The organism is Pasteurellaceae bacterium RH1A, assembly GCA_012221805.1.
GTDB lineage: Bacteria > Pseudomonadota > Gammaproteobacteria > Enterobacterales > Pasteurellaceae > RH1A.
On record CP015195.1, the window covers coordinates 347,267 to 370,949 of the forward strand.

At 48.5% G+C, this 23,683-nt stretch carries 25 protein-coding genes and 2 pseudogenes; 19 read left to right on the plus strand and 8 right to left on the minus strand.

Translation table 11 applies throughout. From position 1 onward, the window contains the following. Positions 1–333: 333 nt before the first annotated feature. Positions 334–888 (minus strand): NADH:ubiquinone oxidoreductase, Na, encoded by a 555-nt coding sequence (locus tag A4G20_01755; GenBank protein ID QIW15159.1) that lies wholly within the window; start codon positions 886–888, stop codon positions 334–336. A gap of 144 nt (positions 889–1,032) precedes the next feature. On the opposite strand from A4G20_01755, the gene A4G20_01760 reads away from it, so the two are divergent. Then, positions 1,033–2,478 carry a protein TldD gene (locus A4G20_01760; GenBank protein QIW15160.1) on the plus strand — a complete coding sequence of 482 codons (1,446 nt, stop codon included), beginning with the start codon at positions 1,033–1,035 and terminating at the stop codon, positions 2,476–2,478. Positions 2,479–2,523: 45 nt separating this feature from the next. Further along, positions 2,524–4,200: a hypothetical protein gene (locus tag A4G20_01765; protein QIW15161.1), complete on the plus strand. Its 1,677-nt coding sequence runs from the start codon at positions 2,524–2,526 to the stop codon at positions 4,198–4,200. Between the two features lie 113 nt (positions 4,201–4,313). Here A4G20_01765 and A4G20_01770 read toward each other — a convergent pair whose 3' ends face one another. From A4G20_01770 to A4G20_01780, 3 genes are all read right to left on the minus strand, one after another. Beyond that, positions 4,314–4,712, minus strand: a complete 399-nt coding sequence (locus A4G20_01770) for a transcriptional regulator (GenBank protein QIW15162.1) — start codon at positions 4,710–4,712, stop codon at positions 4,314–4,316. Between the two features lie 38 nt (positions 4,713–4,750). Next, positions 4,751–5,023, minus strand: coding sequence for a hypothetical protein (locus A4G20_01775; protein ID QIW15163.1), 273 nt, complete (start codon positions 5,021–5,023; stop codon positions 4,751–4,753). 144 nt (positions 5,024–5,167) lie between these two features. Next, positions 5,168–5,821 carry a hypothetical protein gene (locus tag A4G20_01780; GenBank protein QIW16828.1) on the minus strand — a complete coding sequence of 218 codons (654 nt, stop codon included), beginning with the start codon at positions 5,819–5,821 and terminating at the stop codon, positions 5,168–5,170. A gap of 611 nt (positions 5,822–6,432) precedes the next feature. Here A4G20_01780 and A4G20_01785 point away from each other — a divergent pair. The 6 genes from A4G20_01785 to A4G20_01810 all read left to right on the plus strand — a co-directional run bounded on the left by A4G20_01785 (position 6,433) and on the right by A4G20_01810 (position 9,999). Further along, positions 6,433–7,821 carry an L-seryl-tRNA(Sec) selenium transferase gene (locus tag A4G20_01785; protein ID QIW15164.1) on the plus strand — a complete coding sequence of 463 codons (1,389 nt, stop codon included), beginning with the start codon at positions 6,433–6,435 and terminating at the stop codon, positions 7,819–7,821. A 195-nt stretch (positions 7,822–8,016) separates the two neighbouring features. Next, positions 8,017–8,328 carry a hypothetical protein gene (locus tag A4G20_01790; protein ID QIW15165.1) on the plus strand — a complete coding sequence of 104 codons (312 nt, stop codon included), beginning with the start codon at positions 8,017–8,019 and terminating at the stop codon, positions 8,326–8,328. A 74-nt stretch (positions 8,329–8,402) separates the two neighbouring features. Further along, entirely contained in the window at positions 8,403–8,825 is a 423-nt protein-coding gene (locus tag A4G20_01795; protein ID QIW15166.1) for a hypothetical protein, read from the plus strand. After that, positions 8,818–9,087 (plus strand): hypothetical protein, encoded by a 270-nt coding sequence (locus A4G20_01800; protein QIW15167.1) that lies wholly within the window; start codon positions 8,818–8,820, stop codon positions 9,085–9,087. Before A4G20_01795 ends, A4G20_01800 begins: the two co-directional genes overlap by 8 nt. Positions 9,088–9,166: 79 nt before the next feature. Beyond that, positions 9,167–9,700, plus strand: a complete 534-nt coding sequence (locus tag A4G20_01805; GenBank protein ID QIW15168.1) for a hypothetical protein — start codon at positions 9,167–9,169, stop codon at positions 9,698–9,700. Next, the gene (locus tag A4G20_01810; protein QIW15169.1) at positions 9,700–9,999 is read left to right on the plus strand and encodes a YggU family protein; all 300 of its coding nucleotides are present in this window, start codon (positions 9,700–9,702) and stop codon (positions 9,997–9,999) included. The genes A4G20_01805 and A4G20_01810 overlap by 1 nt, the downstream gene beginning before the upstream one ends. Before the next feature lie 15 nt (positions 10,000–10,014). On the opposite strand, the gene A4G20_01815 is transcribed toward A4G20_01810, so the two are convergent. Together A4G20_01815 and A4G20_01820 are read right to left on the minus strand one after the other, a co-directional pair. After that, complete coding sequence (locus A4G20_01815; protein ID QIW15170.1) at positions 10,015–11,124, minus strand: anhydro-N-acetylmuramic acid kinase; 1,110 nt, start codon at positions 11,122–11,124, stop codon at positions 10,015–10,017. A gap of 51 nt (positions 11,125–11,175) precedes the next feature. Next, entirely contained in the window at positions 11,176–11,808 is a 633-nt protein-coding gene (locus A4G20_01820; protein ID QIW15171.1) for a peptidylprolyl isomerase, read from the minus strand. 195 nt (positions 11,809–12,003) lie between these two features. On the opposite strand from A4G20_01820, the gene A4G20_01825 reads away from it, so the two are divergent. The 9 genes and pseudogenes from A4G20_01825 to A4G20_01865 all read left to right on the plus strand — a co-directional run bounded on the left by A4G20_01825 (position 12,004) and on the right by A4G20_01865 (position 20,078). Further along, the gene (locus A4G20_01825) at positions 12,004–12,801 is read left to right on the plus strand and encodes a glutamate racemase (GenBank protein ID QIW15172.1); all 798 of its coding nucleotides are present in this window, start codon (positions 12,004–12,006) and stop codon (positions 12,799–12,801) included. After that, positions 12,798–14,174, plus strand: a complete 1,377-nt coding sequence (locus tag A4G20_01830; GenBank protein ID QIW15173.1) for a Trk system potassium transport protein TrkA — start codon at positions 12,798–12,800, stop codon at positions 14,172–14,174. Before A4G20_01825 ends, A4G20_01830 begins: the two co-directional genes overlap by 4 nt. Positions 14,175–14,405: 231 nt before the next feature. Next, on the plus strand, positions 14,406–14,717 hold the full coding sequence (locus A4G20_01835; GenBank protein ID QIW15174.1) for a 50S ribosomal protein L21: 312 nt from the start codon (positions 14,406–14,408) through the stop codon (positions 14,715–14,717). Between the two features lie 19 nt (positions 14,718–14,736). Next, positions 14,737–14,994, plus strand: coding sequence for a 50S ribosomal protein L27 (locus A4G20_01840; protein ID QIW15175.1), 258 nt, complete (start codon positions 14,737–14,739; stop codon positions 14,992–14,994). Between the two features lie 73 nt (positions 14,995–15,067). Continuing rightward, positions 15,068–15,996 (plus strand): annotated as a pseudogene (locus tag A4G20_01845) (hypothetical protein). Further along, positions 15,996–16,915 (plus strand): annotated as a pseudogene (locus tag A4G20_01850) (hypothetical protein). Before A4G20_01845 ends, A4G20_01850 begins: the two co-directional pseudogenes overlap by 1 nt. 43 nt (positions 16,916–16,958) lie before the next feature. Then, positions 16,959–18,131 (plus strand): GTPase ObgE, encoded by a 1,173-nt coding sequence (gene obgE, locus A4G20_01855; protein ID QIW15176.1) that lies wholly within the window; start codon positions 16,959–16,961, stop codon positions 18,129–18,131. A gap of 130 nt (positions 18,132–18,261) precedes the next feature. After that, on the plus strand, positions 18,262–19,026 hold the full coding sequence (locus tag A4G20_01860) for a hypothetical protein (GenBank protein ID QIW15177.1): 765 nt from the start codon (positions 18,262–18,264) through the stop codon (positions 19,024–19,026). Continuing rightward, complete coding sequence (locus tag A4G20_01865; GenBank protein QIW15178.1) at positions 19,020–20,078, plus strand: nucleotidyltransferase; 1,059 nt, start codon at positions 19,020–19,022, stop codon at positions 20,076–20,078. Before A4G20_01860 ends, A4G20_01865 begins: the two co-directional genes overlap by 7 nt. A gap of 61 nt (positions 20,079–20,139) precedes the next feature. Here A4G20_01865 and A4G20_01870 read toward each other — a convergent pair whose 3' ends face one another. Both A4G20_01870 and A4G20_01875 read right to left on the minus strand, forming a co-directional pair. Continuing rightward, a complete protein-coding gene (locus tag A4G20_01870; GenBank protein QIW15179.1) occupies positions 20,140–21,462 on the minus strand; it encodes an HslU--HslV peptidase ATPase subunit in 1,323 nt (440 codons plus the stop codon). A 108-nt stretch (positions 21,463–21,570) separates the two neighbouring features. Next, positions 21,571–22,089, minus strand: coding sequence for an HslU--HslV peptidase proteolytic subunit (locus A4G20_01875; GenBank protein ID QIW15180.1), 519 nt, complete (start codon positions 22,087–22,089; stop codon positions 21,571–21,573). A 37-nt stretch (positions 22,090–22,126) separates the two neighbouring features. Here A4G20_01875 and A4G20_01880 point away from each other — a divergent pair, with 37 nt between their 5' ends. Continuing rightward, positions 22,127–22,354, plus strand: a complete 228-nt coding sequence (locus A4G20_01880) for a hypothetical protein (protein QIW15181.1) — start codon at positions 22,127–22,129, stop codon at positions 22,352–22,354. Beyond that, on the plus strand, positions 22,351–23,682 hold the full coding sequence (gene rimO, locus A4G20_01885; protein QIW15182.1) for a ribosomal protein S12 methylthiotransferase: 1,332 nt from the start codon (positions 22,351–22,353) through the stop codon (positions 23,680–23,682). The genes A4G20_01880 and rimO overlap by 4 nt, the downstream gene beginning before the upstream one ends. Position 23,683 lies beyond the last annotated feature (1 nt).

The following is a 23,683-nucleotide window of genomic DNA, read 5'->3' on the forward strand; positions in this document are numbered from 1 at the left end:
GATAAGCGGTTAAAAAATCTCCCCGATAACCCAAGCCTCCACTCCACAATTGTTCAAAACATCAAAATGCGATAAAACGTGGTTGGTAGGGACGCATTGCATGCGTCCGTTGCGATATTTATGCCTCATCAACATTTGAATAATGCCTTGTTTGCGGACGCATTCAATGTGTCCCTACAAAAGACTATTTAAGTTCAACGGTAAGGTTTTGAACAGTTGTGGTCAGGCCAGTGCTGGGAGCTTTATATACAAGCGGAGCGTGATGTGTAATATTTTGCAAAAATTGGCCTTAGCTTTACCGCTTGTATTTTCCATCAGCCAGGAAGCTGGCGATTAGCCTTTTATCCTAAAGTGATAACGAATCGGATACTTGTGCAACAAGTCCTCCTCCTGGGTGCCAGATCCGATATTATGAATAACTAGCGGCTGGCCGGCTTGGTTGGTTTTGTCGCTTAAAATCCCAATATGGGTGAGTCCCTTGGGGAGGTTCCAGGTCACAATATCGCCTGCCTGGTAGGGCTGGTTCTTGAGTTGGTAGCCTTGCCGTTTAAAGTAGGTTTCAATATTGGGTACACGGCGGTGGTCTATATTGCGGTCGGTGGTTTTCAAGCCCCATATCTTGGGGTAGTGTTTGAAATGCTTGGCCATGTCTTCATGAATGAGTTGTTGTAAATCCATTTTTTGGCCTCGCAGGGCACGAATCACCACATCAGTACATACGCCCTTAACCAGCGGGACATCGCCCATGGGATAAGATAATTTACTATAGGCAGGATCGTAATAGCGGGTTTGGCCAATCTGTGAACGGCCCGCCTCCACCAAATCCGTGGCCGAAAAGGCCCAGAGAGCAGGGCTAAACAAGAGGCTAATAAGGGCAAGTTTTTTCATGATTCTCCCATCAGGTTTATGGCCTTTTGAGCGCGCTGCTTGCATAAAGTTCTTTGTTTTCCTTAATTTTCAAATTTTTGTTAGAATTGTTAGCAAATTTGCGGGATTTCCTTATCCCTTGTCCATCATATCACTAGAGAATCTATGCTAAACCACGTTTCCCAAAGCCTGCTGGCTGCCAGCGGGCTTGAATTATCCGACCTCAGCCGTGTGCTCGACCACTTTTCCCCCCGCCAAATCGACTATGCCGATCTTTATTTTCAACTGAGCCAGGACGAAAGCTGGTCGCTGGAAGATGGCATCATCAAAGAGGGCGGGTTTTATATCGACCGTGGCTTTGGCGTGCGGGCGGTGGCCGGCGAGAAAACGGGCTTTGCCTATGCCGACCAAATTTCTCTCCACCAGTTAGAGCAATGTGCAGCAGCCGCTCGCTCCATTTCCCAGGAAAAGGGTTCGCTCATCATCCAGCCCTTTCGCCAAACGCAAGCTGTGCAACGTTATGCGGCCATCAACCCGCTAGACAGCCTTAGCCGTGAGCAGAAGGTGGAATTACTCCATTTGGTCGATAAGGTGGCAAGGGCCGAAGACCCTCGGGTGATTCAGGTCAATGCTGGCCTGTCAGCCGTTTATGAAGAAATGCTGGTGGCTGCCACCGATGGCACCCTGGCTGCGGATATTCGGCCACTGGTGCGTTTGTCTATTTCGGTCTTGGTGGAGCAAAATGGCAAGCGGGAGCGGGGTTCAGCAGGCGCGGGCGGGCGCTTTGGGCTGGAATGGTTCTTAGCTCCCCATGCCACGGGCGACAGCCGGGCCATTTATCTGGCCAAGGAAGCTGTTCGTCAGGCGCTAGTGAATCTGGGAGCTGTGGCTGCTCCAGCCGGCGCCATGCCCATTGTCTTAGGGGCAGGCTGGCCAGGCATTTTGCTGCACGAGGCGGTTGGCCACGGACTGGAAGGCGATTTCAACCGCAAGGAATCCTCCCTCTTTACAGGCCGCATTGGCGAACTGGTGACTTCACCGCTCTGCACCATTGTGGACGATGGCACCGTGCCGGATATGCGGGGTTCCATCACGGTGGACGATGAGGGCGTGGCTGCTAAACGTAACGTCTTGATTGAAAACGGCATTCTCAAGGGCTATATGCAGGACAAGCTCAACGCCCGCCTGATGGGCGTGGCCCCAACTGGCAATGGCCGGCGGGAATCCTATGCCCACCTGCCGATGCCGCGTATGACTAACACCTACATGACCGAGGGCAACCACGAGTTTGAGGAGATGATTGAATCGGTCGAATTTGGCCTTTACGCCCCGCATTTTAGCAGCGGCCAGGTGGACATTACCTCGGGCAAATTCGTCTTCTCCACCGCCGAAGCCTATTTAATTGAAAAAGGTAAGATAACCAAGCCTGTCACAGGCGCCACCCTAATTGGCTCTGGCATTGAAGCCATGCAGCAGGTGTCCATGGTGGGCAAAAAGATGGAGCTGGATCTGGGCATCGGCACCTGCGGCAAAGAGGGCCAGAGCGTGCCTGTCGGCGTGGGCCAGCCTTGCTTGAAGCTAGATAAAATTACCGTGGGCGGGCGAGGCTAGCAAGCGGTTAAATTTAGGTGTTTTTCTGCAAAAAGGAGGGGGAGCATGATTGATAAACAAGACTTGTCAGAGAGTTTAATTGGGCAAATTGGTGATGTGGTCGAGGGCAATCAGGCTCAAGCCAAGGATGTCAAACCAGAGGCCTGCCGCAGTGAGCTTTTTCAGGCAGATTTGACCGTGGACTGGCATTTTACCAGCCAAGTCCATGATGAACGTATTGCAGGTGGCGCAAGGCGAGACAATCACTTTATCTACATCAGGGATTTTGAGGATAAAACCCAGATCTATATGGAAGCGGCCAGCTATGATGTCAGCTTACGTCAGGACTTTTTAGCCCATTTAGAGGCTTCAGGCGTGGCCAGCCTAGACCAATCTGATCATCCTCACACGATTGCCGAATTCCCGCCCTTTTCCCACCCAGAAACCTGCTCCCAGTGTAGTGGCCAAGGGCAAAATCGCTGTTCCAGTTGCGGGGGTTCAGGCAAGCACACCTGCTCAAGCTGTGGCGGTTCGGGTCGTCAGCACTATAGCGTGACCACCTACGACAACCAGGGCCGAGCCAATGGCACCCGCATGGATTTTCGCTCCTGCCCAAATTGCCTAGGTGGAAAAACCACCTGTTATACTTGCTCGGGCCGGGGTTCGGTGCGTTGCAAGCCCTGTGATGGCCATGGCTATTTTATGCTGGTGCGGAGCATTTCAGCGGTGGCCGTACCCAGTTATCAGGTGGGGGTCAGCCCAAGCCTGGCTCAAACAGAACTGCAAGCCCTACTCAACTGCCAAGGCACAGCCTTCTGTCGTCACAAGATCTATTTCGACCAAATGCAGGGTGCGGAGGCAGGCCCCGACCACTATCAATATCACTACCAGGGCGAAGGGCAGGTCTTGGAGCAGGACTTCCGCCTCAAGGGCAAGCATTATCGCTGCTACGCCCTCTCAAACCCGCCTTATGCCTTTGTGAAACCACCTATTTTTGATGATCTTTTTGCCGATGAATTGGCCTTTTTGCAATCTAGCGTGTCGGCCAAGGGCAAAATCAACAAGCGACAGGCTTCCACCTTTTTCGTCCGCTATTCCCAACAGCCGGCCTTGGAGCGATCCATGCGAGCCATTGCCGAGGCACGCCAAGCCCAAGATCAGGTCTTAGATGAAAAAATCATGGCTTCCTGCCAGGGCTATATCTCACAACCCATGGCCAACCAGCTAGGCCAGTACCTCAACAAGATTATGGACAAGGTCTCGCCCGCTTATTCGGCAGGCATTTGGTGGATTTGGGGGCTTCTGGCCAGTTTGTACGCCCTAGTTTTCGCCCAAGCAAAATTTGAAGCCACCTTTAGCAGTTCCCCTATCGGCACGATTTTGGGTACATTCTTCGGCGTTTTCCCTTGGATATTGGCCGGCTCGTTTTTTGCCTGGATCCTAAGCATCCTGGTGGTCTGGATTAGGCGGCAGAAAATTCCTAAGGAATATCGCCAAAATATGCGCCATAAGGAGCCTTTTAAGCAGGTTTTGAAGGCGGCCAGTCTGTCCCTTATTTTAGGCGCTGCCTACGGCTATGCCACCACCCAAAACTGGCTGCCCAAGTGGCATAATGCCCCGCTAAATTGGGTGAGCCAGCAACTCAAACAAACCTGCCAATTCCCAATCATCGCAGAGCATTTTAGCCAGTGTAAGCCAGAGGAAAAGCCAGTTGTTACCAAGGGGAAAAGGGCTAAAAATTAGGTGGCTTGAGAAATCAAGCGGGATGGGGGGCGATTGGAATGCTTAGCTGCTAAGCTGTCCTTTATGCCTCCTATTTGGCTCCATCATAAGCCCGCAACATTGGCGGGCTGGGCCTATAAAACAAGCTGTTCTGGTAAACAGTTATAAATCTTGGCGAGCTTTTCCCTGGTGCGTTTTTGGGGCTTGCTGCCTTTGCGTTCAGCTTGTGAAATAGCGGATTGAGTCAGGCCGGTTTTCTCTGCCACCTCTGCCTGTGATAGGTTTCTGTAAATTCTCCAGGCGCCTAATAGGTTTACATTGTGCTCAAACTGAAGAAAGACGACATCATGTGGGATAGTAACATCATCAGAACCATCTTCGCTAGGTTCTACAGGGATGCTTTCCCATTCCTCTTCTAAGCCCTCTTCTTCATCGTAAAAGCGGGCCTTACGTGCGATTTCTTCATAGTCTGCTACTGGTAAAACAACAAATTCAGGCTTGCCAGCTGGGCTGTTAATGTATTGAACGTTCATCTTATTTGCTCCATTAAAGAGGTTGGTTTCCTCTCTGCTTAATTGTAGGTTCTCTCGCTTCGTTTTAGGACTTCTTGGACTTCTATCACGGTTGGAACGCCTGCGATTACTTCGAAGATTACCCGATAATTCCCCACCCTTAGGCGGTATTGGTTCTCGTATTGCTTGCCTCTTAAGTCCTTAATATCAAGTTCTACATCGGGAAAGCTGGCTAGTTCCTTAACTTTCTGATCAATCCTAGCAATATATCGAACATCTATCTTTTCTAGCTGTTTGCTGGCCCGCCTCGTCCACTTTATTTCATTTGCCACAGTTTCCCCTTGTTTGCTTAATTTGAGGTTATTCTAATAAAATTAGATAATTAGCACAATATAGATATTAGAAAATTTGGGGTGATAGACAAAATAGGTGCTATTTAAGCAAAATTTAGCCGTCATATCCCTCTAATAGACATTTTAGGTGTTTTTCTTCTGCTTCTTTGATAAATAATCTTTTATAAACAATAGCTTATTCTCTCTTTTAAGCCCTTGATGACACCTTAATTTCTGCTTCAGATCACCAAAAAGACCTTCTAGCAAATTGGTCGTTTTGGGGATCTGAAATTCAGGATAACGTTCAAAAGTAAATAACCGTTCTAGATTACGCTTCAAGCTAAAATAAGCACTTCTCAGCTTACGATGAGCATAGCCAACCTTGCCTGTTGAGGGACTTATGGATCGCTCATTGAGGTAATCTTTATGGTCTTCATACCAGGCTTCTAGCTTCGCTGAAAACGCTGCTTTATTGTTTTCTTTCAAGGTTAAAGTAATCGCTCTCAATTCTTGCCCTGCAAGCGATTTAAGTTTCCTGCTAAGGTATTGAGTAACTCTTGAAACCTGGTGAAACTGGCAAAGTTGTACAGGAGTTGAGCCAAAAAGACGACTTAAGCCTTGCCGACCATCATAGATAACACTTTGAATTATAATGCCTTTTTTAAGTAATGCTTGATATTGTGAAAAATAGAGTGCGTTGGTTTCATATTTTACTTCTAAGACAGACAGAACTTGATGAGATAGGCTATCAAACATCACCATCACGCCATATTGACGACCAAAATAAGTCGTATCCATGACCAAATTTACGCATTCAGGCTGCGCAAACTCACTCTGCTTATTCGCTTTCTTAAGTAATCTTTCGATTGTTTTCACGCTCACTTTAAAACGTGTAGCAAGCTGTTTTTTCGTCTGCTTACCTAAGCAATATTCTGACCAAATAAGATCAGGATCTGGCTTTGAACCCGCACTGAATCGCTTAAAACATAAGCAAGCATTTATAACGTTGTTTATGGTTTTGATGACCGTCTTTTTTCACCTTGCAAGACTGGCAAAAAGGGCATTTTTTGTATTCAAAACTTTTGAACCTCGTTAAATCCTTATACTATAAGGCTTGCGAGCATTTTTAGCACCTATTTTGTCTATTACCCCGAATATTTTGTTTTATCCCCATCACGGAAAAAGTAGAAAAGAAGGCTTGGTAAGTAAAGGCTGGGAGGTTATTGGCGGTCACTGGAATTTATGGGTTGGCGGAAGTAAATGGGAGTCGAACCCACCCGAGAACGCTGGCGTCCTCAACAGGTTTTGAAGACCTGCCGCCTCACCGGAGACGACTTACTTCCGAAGTTGTGGCCTTATTCTACTGTTTTCATTACAATTATGCAAAATGTCTTCATGAGATCCCTGCTATGTCATCACTTTTTCGTCAAATTCCTTCGCTAGATAAGCTCTTAAAAACCGCCCAAGGCTCGCTTTTGGTTGAACAGTTTGGCCATACTGCCGTTGTTGAACAGGCTCGCAGCTTAATCGATCAGGCCCGCCTCTTTATCAGCCAACATCAAGCCCTGCCTGATTATCTACAAGATGAATTTGCAATTTTTGCTCAAATTGAAACCGCTTGCCAGCAGCTCAAGCAGGTGCAAATTAAGCAGGTCTTTAACCTGACAGGCACGGTTTTGCATACCAATCTGGGCCGGGGGATTTGGTCGGCAGAGGCGGTTGAGGCGGCCAGTCTGGCCATGAAGAATAATGTGGCCCTAGAGTTTGACATTGAAGCCGGCAAGCGCAGCCACCGAGATCTCTATATCTCCCAGCTCCTTGCAAAAATTACTGGGGCGGAGGCCGCTTGTGTGGTCAATAATAATGCGGCGGCGGTTCTGCTTATGCTGGCTACCTTTGCCCAGGGCAAGGAGGTGATTATCTCCCGGGGGGAGCTGATTGAGATTGGTGGCGCCTTCCGCATTCCCGATATTATGGCCCAGGCGGGCTGTAAACTGGTGGAGGTCGGCACGACTAATCGCACTCATCTCAAGGACTACCGTCAGGCCATCAACGAAAATACTGCCTTTCTTATGAAAGTCCACACCAGCAACTATCAAATTCAGGGCTTTACTAAATCTGTGACAGAAGAGGAACTGGTTGAGCTAGGCCGAGAAGTTGGCCTGCCGGTCATCAGCGATTTGGGCAGCGGCTCCCTAACCAATTTGGCTGCACTTGGCCTGCCAGCAGAACCTATGGTTCAGGAGAAAGTGGCGGCTGGGGTGGATCTGGTGTCCTTCTCAGGCGATAAATTACTGGGCGGCCCTCAGGCGGGCATTATTGTGGGCAAAAAGGCCTTGATTGACCAGCTCCAGGCCCACCCGCTTAAACGGGTTCTACGCTGCGATAAGGTGATTTTATCGGCTTTGGAAGCCACCTTTCGCCATTATCTCTTCCCTGATCTGCTAACCCAGCAACTGCCGACCTTGCAGTTGCTGACCCAGCCCTTGGCCTGCTTACAAACCAAGGCAGAGCAATTAAAAGCCGCTCTAAGCAAGCGGTTAGATGCCCGCTATTTCTTGCAAATTGAGGCCAGCCTGGCTCAAATCGGCAGTGGTGCCTTGCCTACCCAAACCCTTCCTTCTGTGGCCGTTAGCATTCAGGCGGAAAAGCAGGGCGATCTCCTGGCCTTGGAGGAGGCTTTTAAGCAATATCCTTCCCCTATTATTGGAAGAATGGCCCAGGGGAAAATGTGGCTGGATCTGCGGTCTGTCACCCAATTTGATGAGTTAATTATGATGTTAGACAAGGGCCAATAAGTCAAAATAATATTTTATAGTTGAACTTATTTTAAATAAGAGGCTCTAATCTAAATAGATTGAGTGGCATATAAGATAATATTATATTAAATAAGGATTTAAATTTGACATGGACTTATGATGTGTGTATTATAAAAAGCGTACAGAATATTTGTGCAACTCAATTAAGTTCATCAACCAAAATAGGAGGCCATTATGAGCAAAGATTTTGATTTGAAACGTGAAGAGTTAACTAATGAAATTCAAGAAATCTTGAGAAGTGCTGAAGAACTATTTAGCGATAAATCAGAAAGCACAGCTGAAGAGCTTGAAAAATTAAAAGCGAAATTAAATAGAAACATCAAAAAAGCCAAGGGTCAATTTGCGTCTTTACAAGACAATGCAGTTGAAACCACTAAGCAGGCAGTTAAACAAACCGATGCTTATGTACAAGACAATCCTTACAAGGCAATTGGTGTTGCAGGTGTAGTCGGTCTTTTATTAGGTGTGTTAATTAGTAAAAGATAATCTATAACCAAATATAGGGCTACGCAAAGGTGTAGCCCTTTGTTTATCTACGCTTTCTTATTTGAGGGATTTTAATGCAGCTATTACAAAATATTAAATCCAGTATTAAAAATAGCGGAATTACCTTGCTTGAATTAGCCACTGTGCGTTTAGAAATGGCTAAGTTAGAAATCAATCAGCAAAAAGAACGCTTGATTAAAACCCTGATCTTGGTGTTATTTATTTTTGTTTTCTTTTTGTTTTCAACCATTAGCCTCTTATTTGGCCTAGATGCTATTTTATTACCAGAACAAAAACAATGGGTCTTTTTTGCCATTAGCGGCGGCAGTTTTGCCCTTATGCTTATTTTGGCCTTGATTACGGTTGCCTTATTGAAAAAGCAACGCCACTTTATGCACAACACTTTAGAAGAGCTAAAATTAGACATTGAGGCTTTAAAAAGTGCAGCCAAACCCAAAGTAGCACCCAGCACAGAGGTAAGGGGGTATGATGAGTAAGCAGTTACCAACCGAAGAAGAACTTTTAATTATGAAGGGCAGTGCCTTGCGCATGAAGTTTAAGGCGCAAACCAACCAAACCAAGAAATCGGTGGCCTATCCATTCAGCCAATTAAAGGCCCTAGGCTCGCCCATGGTGCGGTCTGTTTTGCTAACCCTGCTTTCCAAGCGTTTACTCACCGCCAAGGCCCTGACCTATTCGGCCTTGGGCGTGGGGGCCTTGCTCTTATTAAATCGCCCTAAAAATCAGGACAGCGACTAGGTACAATTCCCTCTTGGCAGGTTGATTAGCGGAGCCTCTCCCTATATACTTGCCATTTTTCATTCTCAAGAGTCTTGCTATGGAAATGGTCTTTACCCTACTCAGCTTTGTGGCGAGTTTTATCAGTTTTATCTTGGTCTTGCGGGCTTGGCTGGAGTTTTGCCGAGTGGATCCCCGCCTGCCCCTGTCCCAAACCCTCATTCGTTTAACCCAACCGCTTTTAAGCCTGCCGGCTAAATTTATCCCGAATGTGAAGCAGGTGAATGTGGTCGCCCTCTTACTGGCTGCCTTGGTGATGGCCCTTTTCTTCTGGATTGTGGGCAATCCGGTGCAAATTGCGGTCTTGGTTGGGGTTTTAAGCGTGGTCAAAACCTTTGGGCAGATCCTCTTTTTCACCACCTTAATTCGGGCACTGATGAGCTGGGTAACCCAGGGTAACCACCCGCTAGACTATGTGGTAGCCCAAATTACCGAACCCGTCCTCGGCCTTATCCGCCGCCTTTTACCCCGCACAGGTATGTTGGATTTCTCGGTCATGGTTTTAGGCTTTATCTTGATCCTACTCAATAGCCTTATGTATAACATTTTCGGTGCCTTTTGGGCGGCAGCCTAATGCAGGCCATCGAACGCACTCACAATCCGCAGGGTATCCGCCTGCGGATTTTTTTACAGCCCAAGGCCAGCCGTGATCAGGTGGTTGGCCTGCATGATGGGGAAATCAAAATCGCCATCACCGCCCCGCCTGTGGACGGCAAGGCTAATGCTCATTTGATCAAATACTTGAGCAAACTTTTCAAGGTGCCCAAGAGCAGCCTGATTTTGGAGAAGGGCGAACTGCAACGGCATAAGCAGATTTTTATCCCCAACCCAGTCAAAATACCGGCTGAATTTGCGGAATTTCTGGCAGATTAATCCGCTTGTTCCAAATTATTCCCTCGGATAAATCGCCCCCAAACAAACCGCCTGCCTGGCTCCCGTCACACTGGGCAGATTGGCTGGCAGATTGTGCATACGCTGATAGGCCAGCCAGGCAAAGGCGGCGGCTTCGACATAATCCACATCTAAACCCAGTTCTGTTGTCGGCATCACCTGCCAATCGGGCAGGCTGGCCACAAGCCTTTCCATAATCAAAGCATTTTTAGCTCCACCCCCGCAGACCAAGAGGCGGCAGGGCAGGCGGGTCTTGATTTTAGCCAGCTCATTAACGATGGATTGCACAGTGAACTCCACCAGCGTGGCCTGCACATCTTGAGGCTGACAAGCGGGCTGGTTGGCTAGTTTTTTTGCAAGCCATGGCAGATTAAAGAGCTCCCGCCCTGTGCTTTTTGGTGGGGCTTGTGCAAAGAAAGGTTCATCTAAGAGGTCGGCCAGCAGGGCAGCATTAACCTTGCCCGTTTTGGCCCAGTCACCGTTTTTGTCGAAACGTTGGCCTAGGTGTTCTTCAATCCAGCTATCCAGTAAGGCATTGCCCACGCCTGTGTCGTAGCCCACAACAGGCTGGCCTGGAATGAGCAGGGAAATGTTGCTGATGCCGCCGATGTTAAGCACCACACTTGCAAGATTTTCATCAAAAAAGACCGCTTGATGGAAGGCCGGCACCAGCGGCGCCCCTTGGCCGCCAAAGGCCATGTCCTTGCGGCGCAGGTCGCCCACCACCGTAATGCCCGTAAGAGCGGCCACCAAATTCATATCGCCAATCTGCATGGTGAAGGGATACTCACCCTGCGGCGAATGCCAGATGGTTTGGCCGTGGCAGCCGATGGCCTGAATGGCTTCAGGGGCAATCTGCTCTTGGGCCAAAAAACGCTCAATACACTGGCCATAGAGCTGGCCCAGTTGATGATCTAACTCGCCCAGGGCTTGTAGGCTGACCTGGCCTGTTAGGCAGGCTTGAATGGCCACACGCAGGTTTTCAGGCATGGGCGTGAAGTTGCAAGCGGTTAAACGTGGGGGATTTTTTGTAAAATCGACCAGAGCCAAATCGACCCCGTCTAGGCTGGTGCCCGACATGACACCCAAATAATATTGCGGCTGCATAGGTTTTCTCAAAAAAGAACGGTTAGCCTAAGGCTAACCGTTGGGGAGGAATTATTCAACAATATCTAACAATTCAACTTCAAAGATCAAGGTGGCAAATGGTGGGATAGAAGCCCCTGCGCCACGCTCGCCATAGGCCAAATTGTGCGGAATGGTTAAACGCCATTTGGAGCCAACAGGCATCATGGTCAGTGCTTCAGTCCAGCCGGCAATCACGCCGCTGACAGGGAATTCGGCAGGCGTGCCACGTTTAACTGAGCTATCAAAGACCGTGCCATCAATCAGGTTACCAGTGTAATGCACACGCACCTTGTCTTGGCGGCTTGGGATTTTACCCGTGCCTTCGGTTAGGATTTCATACTGCAAACCACTCTCGGTTTCTTTCACGCTGGCGTGTTTTTTGTTCTCTGCTAAGAAGGCCTTACCTTCTTCTTCAAGAGCTGCAAAGGCCGCACGTTGAGCTTGCTCTGCACGGGCTTGGAGTTCTTGGAGGGCCGCTGTAACCTCGTTGAGATCAAGGGCTGGCGGGTTTTGGTTGAGGACATCCACAATCCCACGGGCAACCGCTTGGGCTTCCACATCCAGGCCGCTGGCAAGGAGTTGCTGGCCGATTTGTAAACCGATACCGTAGCCACCCTTGGCTTCGGTGCTTTCAAGTGCGATTGCATCAAAATTGACTGTCATAGTGTTTCCTTATAAGTGAGTTGAGTGGCTTAATATGGGGGAGGATTGGGGGAAAACAAGGGGGTGAAAGATATTTTATGTGAAAGAATGCTGGCGCCAGCGTCCTCGCTGGTGCCGTTGCGGAAAGAGAGATCTTACTTGAATGCCTTGAGTGAATGCAGTAGGATCCCTCCACTTCTTTTTATCGCCTTAACTATGAAACCAACCATTCTGCTCTACGATTCAGGCATGGGGGGCTTGACGGTTTATGATGCCATTCGCCAAGCCCTGCCCAACGCCCACTATCTCTACTGTTTCGACAACGCCTTTTTCCCCTATTCGGAAAAAAGCGAGGCGGTACTGATTGAGCGGGCGGTGCAGATTGTGCAGAAAATTGCCCAAAAACACCCGCTTGATGCGGTGGTGGTGGCCTGCAATACGGCCAGCACGGTGGTGCTGCCGGCCCTAAGAGCGGCTTTTCCCTTTGCCATTGTCGGCACCGTGCCGGCCATTAAGCCTGCGGCCAGGCTGTCCAAAACCAAGACCATTGGGCTTTTGGCCACCAAGGGAACGGTGGCGCGGCCCTATGTGCTGGACTTAATTGAGCAATATGCCAAAGACTGCGTGGTGGAAAAGATTGGCACAACCGATTTAGTAGAAATTGTTGAAGAGAAGCTCCAAACCGGGCAAGTGGACATGGCTCGATTGGCCAAGGTGGTTGAGCCTTGGGGGCATCATCCAAGCCTGGATACGGTGATCTTGGGCTGCACCCACTTTCCTCTAGTGACAGAAGAGTTGAAAGCCCTTCTGCCCCAGGTCAAATACTTTATCGACCCCAGCCACGGCATTGCCAAACGCTTGGCAGATTTAATCCGTTACTATCGCCCGGCCCATAAAAATACCGACAACATCGCCTACTGTACGGCTCTGCCTGAGAACCTTGAAAATCGCCAAGAAGTTATGCAGGCCTGGGGCTTCAAGCGGCTAGAAATCTTGGAAAATTTGCAAACATGAAGATCATCATTTTAGGGGCAGGCCAGGTGGGTTCGACCCTGGCAGAAAACCTGGCCAATCAGGACAACGACATCACAATCATTGATGATGATCAGGATCGGCTAGAAAAACTCAAGGAAAAGCACGATCTGCAAGTTATTCGTGGCAACGGGGCTTCGCCTCGGGTACTGCGGGAGGCTGGCGCAGGCGATGCCGATTTGCTGGTGGCCGTCACCAACAATGATGAAAGCAATATGATCGCCTGCCAGGTGGCCTACACCCTCTTTAATGTGCCCACCAAGCTGGCCCGTATCCGCAATCCTGACTATGTGCGGGAGAAGGACATTCTCTTTAATGATGGCGTCCTGCCCATCGACCACATTATCGCACCCGAACTCTTAGTGACTAAGGAGCTGCTTCGCCTGATTAACTACCCCGGCACCCTGCAAGTGGCTCATTTTGCTGATGAACTGGTCAGCTTGGTTAGCGTCAAGGCCTATTACGGCGGCCCACTGGTGGGCTACCCGATTTCTGCCCTGGCCGAACACCTGCCCCATATTGAGGCCCGAGTGGTGGCCATTTTCCGCCAGGACAAGTCCATCGTGCCGCAAGGTTCAACCATTATTGAGGCCGGCGATGAGGTCTATTTCATCTGTGCCACACCCCATATCAAGGCCGTGATGAGCGAACTGCAACGCCTGGAACGCCCGCATAAACGGGTGATGATCGTGGGCGGGGGTAATATCGGCACCAGCCTGGCCAAGGCCTTGGAAGATCATTGCAGCGTTAAGATTATCGAACGCAACCAGCAGCGAGCCGACCTCTTGGCGGAGAAGCTGTCCAAAACCCTGGTGCTGTGTGGCGATGCCTCCGATCAGGAGCTGCTTTTTGAAGAACATATCGAAAATATCGACCTCTTCCTGGCCCTAACCAGCGATGATGAGGCCAACATTATGTCGGCCCTCCTAGCTAAGCGGCTGGGGGCTAAAAAGGCCATTGTGCTGGTGCAACGCATGGCCTATCTCCACCTCATCCAGGGTGGCACCATCGACATCGCCCTCTCTCCGCAGCAGGCCACCATTTCCGCCCTGTCTAGCTATGTGCGCAAGGGCGATATTGTCAAGGTGGCCTCCCTCAAACAGGGCCAGGCCGAGGGGATCGAGGTCATCGCCCATGGGGATATGGAGTCCTCCAAGGTGGTGGGCAGGAAGATCAGCGAGATCAAACTGCCCCAAGGGGTGATTATTGGGGCCATTGTGCGTAACGGAGAGGTATGGATCGCCCATAAATCCACCCTGATCGAGGAAAATGATCGGGTTATTCTCTTTGCCAACGATAAAAAACAGGTCAATGAGATCGAAAAACTCTTTCAGGTGACCACCTTCTTCTTATAGGATCCTTGCAAATTTCGGGGGCGGGCAGACCGCTTGCAAGGATTTTTTCGATCCAGATCACAAAATCCTGCGATCCAAATCACAGTTTCAGAAAAATTTCCCCACAAATCCCAAAAATAAACCAAAATCCTGCTTGCTCTTTGCTTTATTTTTGCGTAGAATTGCGCACCTATTTTATATGAATTTTGAGTGCCTAAGCTCAAAGCAAATGGCACATTAGCGGAGTAAATAATGTACGCAGTATTCCAAAGTGGCGGCAAACAACACCGAGTAAGCGAAGGTCAAGTTGTTCGTTTAGAAAAACTTGAACTGGCTCAAGGCGAAACAGTTGAATTCGATTCAGTGTTATTAGTCGTTAATGGCGAAGAAGTTAAAATCGGTGCACCAGTTGTTGCTGGCGCAAAAGTAGTGGCTGAAGTGGTTGCACAAGGTCGTGGCGAGAAAATCCGTATCGTGAAATTCCGTCGTCGTAAACACAGCCGTAAACAACAAGGTCATCGTCAGTGGTTCACAGAAGTGAAAATCACTGGGATTCAAGCATAATTCAGAGGAGATCAAGTAGATGGCAACTAAAAAAGCTGGTGGTTCAACTCGTAACGGTCGTGATTCTGAAGCTAAACGCCTTGGTGTAAAACGTTTCGGTGGCGAATCTGTATTAGCAGGTAGCATCATTGTTCGTCAACGTGGTACTAAATTCCACGCAGGCAGCAACGTAGGTATGGGTAAAGACCACACCCTATTCGCAACTGCTGATGGTAAAGTTAAATTTGAAGTAAAAGGCGACAAAAACCGCAAATATGTGAGCATCATTGCTGACTAATACTTCAAAGCGCAACGCATAAGATACCCCGCACATCTGCGGGGTTTTTTGTATCTTCTTAGGACACAGGCCTATGAACCAATACCCCCTTTCAGGCTTTCTCTTTAGCTTAAGTGCAGTCATTATGTGGTCCACCCTGCCCATGGCCCTGCAACAAGTCCTGCCCATGATGGATTCGCAGACCATCGTCTGGCTGCGTTTTGTCACGGCCATGATCGGCGTCTTTGTCTTGCTCTTTTTTGCAAAAAAACTGCCTAAACTCACCGCTTGTAGCCCTAAGGAATGGGCCTTTTTAGGCCTGGGCATCGTGGGTCTGTCCTGCAACTTCCTCTTATTTAATATGGCCTTACGCTATATTCCTGCCACGGCCAGCCAGGTGCTTAGCCCAGTATCGTCTTTTATGATGATCCTCTCAGGCGTAGTGATTTTTAAGGAGGTGATGGGGATCCATCAAAAGCTGGGGCTCTTACTCCTGCTTATCGGCCTGCCGCTCTTTTTTAACGATCATTTTGGCGATTTTGCCCAAATGAATAATTATGCTTTTGGGATCTTGCTGGGCACCATTGCCTCTTTTGTTTGGATAGGCTACGGCATCGCCCAAAAAATCCTGCTCAAGCGCTTTAGCTCCCAGCAAATTTTGCTCATCATTTATGTGGGTTGCAGCCTGGTCTTTACCCCCACGGCCGACCCTGCCCAGCTCAAGCAGCTCACCCCCTTGGCCCTGGCCTGCCTGATCTATTGCTGCCTCAACACTGTGATTGCCTATGGCTGCTATGCCGAGGCCCTTAATCGCTGGAGGTGTCCAAGGTCAGCATGATGATGACCCAAATCCCCATTATGACCATCCTCTTTTCCCTGCTCGGCGCCTGGCTGTTTCCGCATCATTTGGTTCATCCTGAAATGAATGTATTGAGTTATTTGGGCGCAGTTTTGGTGGTCACAGGCGCCCTGTCGGCTGCTGTGGGGCATAAGATTTTTTATCGCAAATGGAGGAGAGCATAATGCCCAAACGCCCGTTCTTAGGCTTTGCCTATGCCCTCCTGGCCACGGCCATGTGGGGTATGTTGCCCATTGCGGCCCAGCAGGTCTTGGTGGCTATGGATGCCCCTACCCTGGTTTGGTACCGCTTTTTGGTCGCTGCCCTGGGCCTGGTGCTCATCTTGGGCTTTGCAAAAAAACTGCCCAAACTGACCGCTTGCTCCCCCGTATTTGGGGGCTGATGCTTCTGGGTGTGCTGGGCCTAGCGGCTAATTTTGTGCTTTTTGCCCACGCTCTCCATTACATCTCGCCCACCACCAATCAGGTGCTTTGGCAGTTGGCTCCCTTTACCATGATGTTATGTAGTGTGCTGCTTTTTAAGGAAACCTTTGGCTTCCACCAAAAGATTGGCCTAGTTCTGCTTGTTTTGGGGCTTTTGGCCTTCTTTAACGACCGCCTGGGGGAAATCCTGCAAATGGGGCCCTATAGCTGGGGGATCTTGTTCGGTGCGACAGCGGCTGTCGTCTGGGTCTTGTATGGTATGGCCCAAAAGCTACTCTTGGCCAAATTTATCTCCCAGCAGATCCTGCTCTTGATCTATCTGGGTTGTGGGCTCCTGCTTACGCCGATTAGCACGCCCAGCCAGCTAGAAGGCCTGACTGGCTTTGCCCTGGCCTGCTTTGTTTTTTGCTGTGCCAATACCCTGATTGGCTACGGGGCCTATGCCGAGGCCCTCAACCACTGGGAGGCTTCTAAGGTTAGCGTGGTGACTATTTTGCTGCCTATTTTCACCATGATTTTTTCCACTATCGGCCATTGGCTGGCCCCACAAACCTTTGCCGCCCCTGAAATGAATTTATTGAGCTATCTAGGGGCTTTTGTGGTAGTATTCGGCACGATTTTGTCCGCTGTCGGGCATAAACTGTTTAAGAAACCCTTGTAAAAAGAATAAAAAAATTACCGCTTGCAGGCGGTAAGGAGTAAAGATGAAATTTATTGATGAAGCCCTGATTCGTGTTGAAGCAGGCGATGGCGGTAACGGCTGTGTCAGCTTCCGCCGTGAAAAATTTATCCCCAATGGTGGCCCGGATGGGGGCGACGGCGGTGACGGCGGCGATGTCTATTTGATTGCCGATGAAAATCTCAACACCCTCATCGACTATCGCTTTGAAAAACGCTATGCAGCCGGCCGGGGCGAGAACGGCCGTTCCGCCAACTGTACCGGCCACCGGGGCAAGGACATCACCCTGCGTGTGCCTGTTGGCACCCGGGCCATCGACAACGACACCCAAGAAATCATTGGCGATCTTACTAAGCATGGTATGAAAATGCTGGTGGCCAAGGGCGGCTACCACGGCCTGGGCAACACCCGCTTTAAGTCCTCGGTCAACCGAGCCCCTCGCCAAAAAACCAACGGCACCAGCGGTGAAAAACGGGATCTGATGCTGGAGCTTATGCTCTTGGCTGATGTGGGCATGTTAGGTCTGCCAAATGCCGGTAAGTCCACCTTTATTCGAGCCGTGTCAGCGGCCAAACCAAAGGTAGCGGATTACCCCTTCACCACCCTAGTGCCAAGCTTGGGTGTGGCCCGTGTTGGGTCGGATCGCAGCTTTGTGGTGGCCGATATTCCAGGCTTAATTGAAGGGGCTTCAGATGGGGCAGGCTTAGGCATTCGCTTCCTCAAGCACTTGGAGCGTTGCCGTGTTCTCATTCACTTGGTGGATATTCTACCTATTGATGAAAGCGACCCGGCTCAGAACATTTCCATCATTGAGTCCGAGCTTTATCAATACAGCGAAAAATTGGCCGACAAGCCTCGCTGGTTGGTCTTTAACAAGATCGACACCATGAGCGAGGAAGAGGCCGCCGAACGAGCCGAAGCCATCGCCCAAGAAATCGGCTGGGAAGGGGACTATTACCTAATTTCCGCCGCGACAGGCAAAAATGTGGCAGACCTAACCCGTGACATCATGGACTTTATCGAAGCCAACCCACGAGAAGAAGCTCAGGAACAAGCAGCCGATGAGGTCAAATTCAAGTGGGACGACTACCACCAAGAGGCCCTACAAAACCCAATTGAAGAAGACGATTGGGAGGACTGGGATGACGATTGGTCGGAAGAAGACGAAGAGGGCGTAGAGGTTATCTACCAAAAATAGGCCGACAAGCGGTTTTATTTTGGAATAAATTTGCAAATCTGCGTGAAAAACGGTGCCTAGGCACCGTTTTTTTAAAGGTGTTTTATCAAGGTTGGCACTTCTTTATAAAGGTTTTAAGGAAAAATAAATCATGCAGCAAGAAATTCTAAATAAGCTTACTCAAATTGAAGCGGATGAAGCTTTGAGTATTTTATTAGCGGTCGAAAGTGGCAGTCGAGCTTGGGGATTTGCTTCTCCAGACAGTGATTTTGATGTGCGAGCAATTTATATCCGCCCTAAAGCATGGTATTTACAAATTGATGAGCAAAAAGATACCTTTGAGTTTATTGAAAATCAATGGTTTGATGTAGGTGGCTGGGATCTCCGTAAAGTCTTAGTTTTATTAAGAAAGAGTAATGCTGTTTTATTAGAATGGTTGCGTTCTCCAATTATTTATCAGCAAGATAATTTCTTCGTTCAGCAACTTAATCAATTATTGCCCTTATATGTGCAAGCTGCTCCTTTATTACATCATTATCGAGGTGTAGCAGGAAATACCTTAAAAGATGTTGATTTGTTTTCGCCTATTCGGTTGAAAAAATGGTTTTATATCTTGCGTTCCTTATTAGCTGCCAGATGGGTAGTTTATTATGGCGGTGTTCCACCAATGACCTTGCTTGAATTATTAAGTGACTGGCAGGTTAATTCCCATCAGGAAATTATAGATTTAGTTGCTCTTAAATCTCAACAAGATGAGGGATATTTACACCAATTAAGCCCTCATTTACGGCATTTAACCTTGGAATTATGGCAAGAACTTCAGGAAATAACCTTGCCACCTGCTAAAATCATGACGGACAGTGAGCCTTTAAATCACTTATTTCGTCAAATGCTTGAAAGGGACAAATCATGCTAACGATTCAGGACTTACAAGACCAAAATCTGATTTTATTTGAAGCCATATCAGGCAGTCGAGCCTATGGATTAGCCACACCGCAATCCGATACCGATATTCGAGGGGTGTTTTATTTGCCGCAAGCAGATTTTTATGGCTTAAATTATATCCCGCAGGTTGCCAATGAAACCAATGATATTGTTTATTATGAATTAGGACGTTTTGTTGAGCTTTTATTACAAAGTAACCCGACGGTTTTGGAATTACTTTCCTCTCCTCCTGATTGTATCCGCATAAAAGATCCCATCATGGATTTATTTAATCCCTCTTGGTTTATTTCCAAGGCTTGCCATTTAAGTTTTGCAGGCTATGCCTTAGGCCAAATTAAAAAGGCTCAGGGCTTAAATAAAAAGATGGTGAATCCTGTCGAAAAGGTCAAAAAATCTGTTTTAGACTTTTGCTATGTGATTGATAATGGTAAGAGCATTGCTTTACAGAAATGGTTGATTAAACATCAATTCCAGCAGGAAAATATCGGCCTGGCCAAGGTAAATCATGCCAAAAATACCTTTTCTTTATTCTATGACAGCACGGGGCATTCGGGCTATCACGGTGTTATGCAAAAAGAAAATGCTAATAGTATCTGCTTGAGTAATATTCCATCTTCTGCTCCAGTAGTGGCTTATTTATCTTTTAATCAAGATGGTTACAGTGCCTATTGTAAGGACTATACAGAATATTGGCAGTGGATGGAAAAACGTAATCCTGCGCGTTATGCCCATCAAGCCCAAGGGCAGACCTATGACACCAAAAATATGATGCACACCTTCCGCCTCTTGGAAATGGCAAGGGATATTGCCTGGTATGGAGAAATCCGGGTACGCCGCCCTAACCGAGAGGCCCTTTTGGCTATTAAGGCAGGACAGTTTATCTACGATGACTTGCTTGTAAGGGCTGAGAGTTTGGCTGGCGAAGTGGAGAGAGCCTTTAACCAATCTAACCTGTCTGAGCAAGTTAATCGAAACTTGGCCTTGCAGGCCTTGGTAGAGGCGCGTTTGAGTGTGTATAAGTAAAAACACAAGCGGGCCAAACTTTGCAAAAGTCTGCAAAGTTTGGCCAGCTTGTGCTTGAGGTTTAGAGAATAAAACGACTTAAATCTTCGTTTTCTACCACATCATTCAAGGCCTTGCCAACATAATCCGCATCAATAGTGATATGCTCACCCCGGCGTTCGCTGGCATCAAAAGAAATCCCGTCCATAAGGCGTTCTAGCACGGTGTGTAGCCGTCTGGCCCCGATGTTTTCGGTTTTCTCATTGACTCGGAAGGCGGATTCGGCAATCCGTTCAATCCCGTCACGGGTAAATTCTACTTCCACACCCTCGGTTTTCATGAGCTCACGATATTGAAGGGTTAAAGAGGCGTTTGGCTCGGTTAAGATTCGCTCGAAATCTTCCTTGGTCAGGGACTTGAGTTCCACCCGAATTGGTAAACGGCCCTGGAGTTCTGGCAGGAGATCAGACGGGCGAGCCACCTGGAAGGCCCCCGAACAGATAAAGAGGATGTGGTCGGTTTTAACCATACCATGCTTGGTATTGACAGTTGAGCCTTCGATGATTGGGAGCAGGTCACGCTGCACGCCTTCACGGGAAACATCACCGCCGCTGTGCTCACTCTTCTTACAGATCTTGTCGATCTCATCGATAAAGACAATCCCGTGCTGTTCTACGGCATCAATGGCCTCTTGTTTAAGCTCTTCAGGATTAACCATCTTGGCCGCTTCTTCATCAATTAAGACTTTCAAGGCATCCTTGATCTTCATCTTGCGTTTTTTGGTCTTATTCGGAGAGAAGCCTTCAAAGAGGGATTGGAGCTGGGAGGTCATCTCCTCCATGCCCGGCGGGGTCATGATTTCTACGCTGACAGGCGAGGACACTTCAATATCTACCTCTTTATCGTCTAGCTGGCCCTCCCGCAATTTTTTGCGGAAGATTTGGCGGGTGGACTTGTTGTCGCTCTCCTGCACATTGCCCCATTGATCCTTGGCTGGTGGGAGCAAGATGTCTAAAATCCGATCCTCAGCTGCTTCTTCTGCACGAAAACGGTTTTTTTCCACCGCTTGTTGGCGAACTAGCTTCATGGCCACATCGGTCAGATCACGGATAATGGACTCAACTTCCTTACCCACATAGCCCACTTCGGTGAACTTGGTGGCTTCTACCTTGATAAAAGGGGCATTGGCCAGCTTGGCTAAACGGCGGGCGATTTCGGTTTTACCTACGCCGGTTGGGCCGATCATGAGAATATTTTTTGGGGTCACTTCCTGACGCAGCTCTTCTGGTAACTGCATTCTCCGCCAGCGGTTACGCAGGGCAATGGCCACTGCCCGCTTGGCTTCATTTTGGCCGATAATGTGGGCATCTAATTCGGATACGATTTCACGAGGGGTCATGGACATATTGTCTTCTTCCTTCTTAATCTAAAATAGGTTGATGGCGCAAGCGTCCTCGCTTGTGCCTAGGTATCAAAGCACCAGCCTGGAGGCTGGCGCTATCTTTCATAGGGGTTATACTTGCTCAATTACGTGATTTTGGTTGCTGTAAATATCAATTTCGCCGGCAATTTTAAGGGCCTGTTCCACGATTTCCTTGGCGGATAAATCGCTATTACGCAAGAGGGCGAGTGCTGCCGATTTGGCATAGTTACCGCCTGAACCAATGGCTAGAACATCTGCCTCTGGCTCAATTACATCACCCGAGCCTGACACCAGCAAGAATTCGCTTTCATTAGCCACAATCATCATGGCTTCTAGTCTGCGTAAAGCCCGGTCAGACCGCCACTCCTTGGCCAGTTCCACGGCGGATTTAATCAAGTGACCTTGGTGGAGTTCTAGCTTGCGTTCAAAGAGTTCACGCAGGATAAAGGCATCAGCGGTGGAGCCTGCAAAGCCGGTCACCACCTTATCATTATACATGCGGCGAACCTTGCGAACTGTGCCCTTTTCCACACAGTTGCCCAGGGTTGCCTGCCCATCGCCGCCGATAGCGACCTTGCCATCACGGCGTACACATACGATTGTTGTCATCTTGAATCCTTTGGTTTGAAAAGTGCGGGATTAGATTGTGGCGGTTTGGGCCTTTTTCAAGGCGTGGATCATTTTTTCTCCTTTAAAGGCAGGATACAAGCGGATTAAAAAACCTAAAAATTTACAAAAATGTAAAATTTCTTCCTTTTTGTTTAAAGATTATCGCCTTTTAGTCCTAAATTTTGTACAATTTCACCTTATTTTATCCGCTTGCGAGGGCGGATTTTTTGTGATTGATTACCTATTATTTTTGAGATTTTTATGAATTCAGCACCAAACATTGGCTTTGTCAGCCTTGGTTGCCCTAAAAATTTAGTGGACTCTGAACGTATTTTAACCGAGCTGCGTTCAGACGGTTACAACATTATTCCCACTTACGAAAATGCCGATTTGGTTATTGTGAACACCTGTGGCTTTATCGACAGTGCCGTGCAGGAATCCTTGGAAACCATCGGTGAGGCCTTGGATGCCAATGGCCGTGTGATTGTGACAGGCTGCCTGGGGGCCAAGGAAAACCAGATTCGTGAAGTGCACCCTAAGGTGCTGGAAATTACAGGCCCGCACAGCTATGAGGCGGTCATGAGCCATGTGCATAAGTATGTGCCCAAGCCAGAATATAACCCTTATGTGAACTTGGTGCCCAAACAGGGCGTGAAATTAACCCCTAAACACTACGCCTATTTGAAGATTTCTGAGGGCTGTGACCACCGCTGCACCTTCTGCATTATCCCTTCCATGCGGGGGGACTTGGACTCTCGTCCAATCCATCAGGTTTTAGATGAGGCTAAACGCTTGGCTGATGCAGGGGTCAAGGAGCTTTTGGTGGTCTCGCAAGATACCTCGGCCTATGCTTTGGATACTAAACGCAAAGAAGGCACCAAAACCGTCTTTTGGAACGGGATGCCCATTAAAAACGATTTGCTGACCCTGTGTAAGCAGCTGGGTACCTTGGGTATTTGGGTGCGTTTGCACTATGTTTACCCTTATCCGCACGTGGATGATTTAATTCCGCTTATGGCTGAGGGCAAGATTTTGCCTTATTTGGATATTCCACTCCAGCACGCCAGCCCGAAAATTCTTAAGGCCATGAAGCGGCCAGGTTCAGTGGAAAGAACCCTAGAGCGGATTAAGAAATGGCGGGAAATTTGCCCAGATTTAACCCTGCGTTCTACCTTTATTGTAGGCTTCCCAGGGGAAACGGAAGAAGACTTCCAAATGCTCTTGGACTTCCTCAAAGAAGCCCAGCTAGACCGTGTCGGCTGCTTTAAATTCAGCCCTGTGGAAGGGGCAGTGGCGACCGAGATGGCCGACCAGGTGCCTGAAGAGGTCAAAGAAGAACGCTTCCACCGCTTTATGCAGTTGCAGCAAGAGATTTCTGCTGCCCGCCTCCAGCAAAAGGTAGGAAAAACCTTGCAAGTTATTGTGGATGAGATTGATGAGGAAGGCATTATTGGCCGGTCTATGGCCGATGCGCCAGAAATTGATGGCGTGGTCTATGTGGACAATGCCAGCGGCATAGAAGTAAAAGTTGGTCAAATTATTTCTGTGCAAATTACCCAGGCAGATGAGTACGATCTGTGGGGCTCTTGTTAAG

Coding starts and splice junctions, on each gene's coding strand:
- A4G20_01755 (QIW15159.1), bottom strand. CDS start 888: ATGAAAAAACTTGCCCTTATTAGCCTCTTGTTTAGCCCTGCTCTCTGG.
- A4G20_01760 (QIW15160.1), top strand. CDS start 1,033: ATGCTAAACCACGTTTCCCAAAGCCTGCTGGCTGCCAGCGGGCTTGAA.
- A4G20_01765 (QIW15161.1), top strand. CDS start 2,524: ATGATTGATAAACAAGACTTGTCAGAGAGTTTAATTGGGCAAATTGGT.
- A4G20_01770 (QIW15162.1), bottom strand. CDS start 4,712: ATGAACGTTCAATACATTAACAGCCCAGCTGGCAAGCCTGAATTTGTT.
- A4G20_01780 (QIW16828.1), bottom strand. CDS start 5,821: ATGGATACGACTTATTTTGGTCGTCAATATGGCGTGATGGTGATGTTT.
- A4G20_01785 (QIW15164.1), top strand. CDS start 6,433: ATGTCATCACTTTTTCGTCAAATTCCTTCGCTAGATAAGCTCTTAAAA.
- A4G20_01790 (QIW15165.1), top strand. CDS start 8,017: ATGAGCAAAGATTTTGATTTGAAACGTGAAGAGTTAACTAATGAAATT.
- A4G20_01795 (QIW15166.1), top strand. CDS start 8,403: ATGCAGCTATTACAAAATATTAAATCCAGTATTAAAAATAGCGGAATT.
- A4G20_01800 (QIW15167.1), top strand. CDS start 8,818: ATGAGTAAGCAGTTACCAACCGAAGAAGAACTTTTAATTATGAAGGGC.
- A4G20_01805 (QIW15168.1), top strand. CDS start 9,167: ATGGAAATGGTCTTTACCCTACTCAGCTTTGTGGCGAGTTTTATCAGT.
- A4G20_01810 (QIW15169.1), top strand. CDS start 9,700: ATGCAGGCCATCGAACGCACTCACAATCCGCAGGGTATCCGCCTGCGG.
- A4G20_01815 (QIW15170.1), bottom strand. CDS start 11,124: ATGCAGCCGCAATATTATTTGGGTGTCATGTCGGGCACCAGCCTAGAC.
- A4G20_01820 (QIW15171.1), bottom strand. CDS start 11,808: ATGACAGTCAATTTTGATGCAATCGCACTTGAAAGCACCGAAGCCAAG.
- A4G20_01825 (QIW15172.1), top strand. CDS start 12,004: ATGAAACCAACCATTCTGCTCTACGATTCAGGCATGGGGGGCTTGACG.
- A4G20_01830 (QIW15173.1), top strand. CDS start 12,798: ATGAAGATCATCATTTTAGGGGCAGGCCAGGTGGGTTCGACCCTGGCA.
- A4G20_01835 (QIW15174.1), top strand. CDS start 14,406: ATGTACGCAGTATTCCAAAGTGGCGGCAAACAACACCGAGTAAGCGAA.
- A4G20_01840 (QIW15175.1), top strand. CDS start 14,737: ATGGCAACTAAAAAAGCTGGTGGTTCAACTCGTAACGGTCGTGATTCT.
- obgE (QIW15176.1), top strand. CDS start 16,959: ATGAAATTTATTGATGAAGCCCTGATTCGTGTTGAAGCAGGCGATGGC.
- A4G20_01860 (QIW15177.1), top strand. CDS start 18,262: ATGCAGCAAGAAATTCTAAATAAGCTTACTCAAATTGAAGCGGATGAA.
- A4G20_01865 (QIW15178.1), top strand. CDS start 19,020: ATGCTAACGATTCAGGACTTACAAGACCAAAATCTGATTTTATTTGAA.
- A4G20_01870 (QIW15179.1), bottom strand. CDS start 21,462: ATGTCCATGACCCCTCGTGAAATCGTATCCGAATTAGATGCCCACATT.
- A4G20_01875 (QIW15180.1), bottom strand. CDS start 22,089: ATGACAACAATCGTATGTGTACGCCGTGATGGCAAGGTCGCTATCGGC.
- rimO (QIW15182.1), top strand. CDS start 22,351: ATGAATTCAGCACCAAACATTGGCTTTGTCAGCCTTGGTTGCCCTAAA.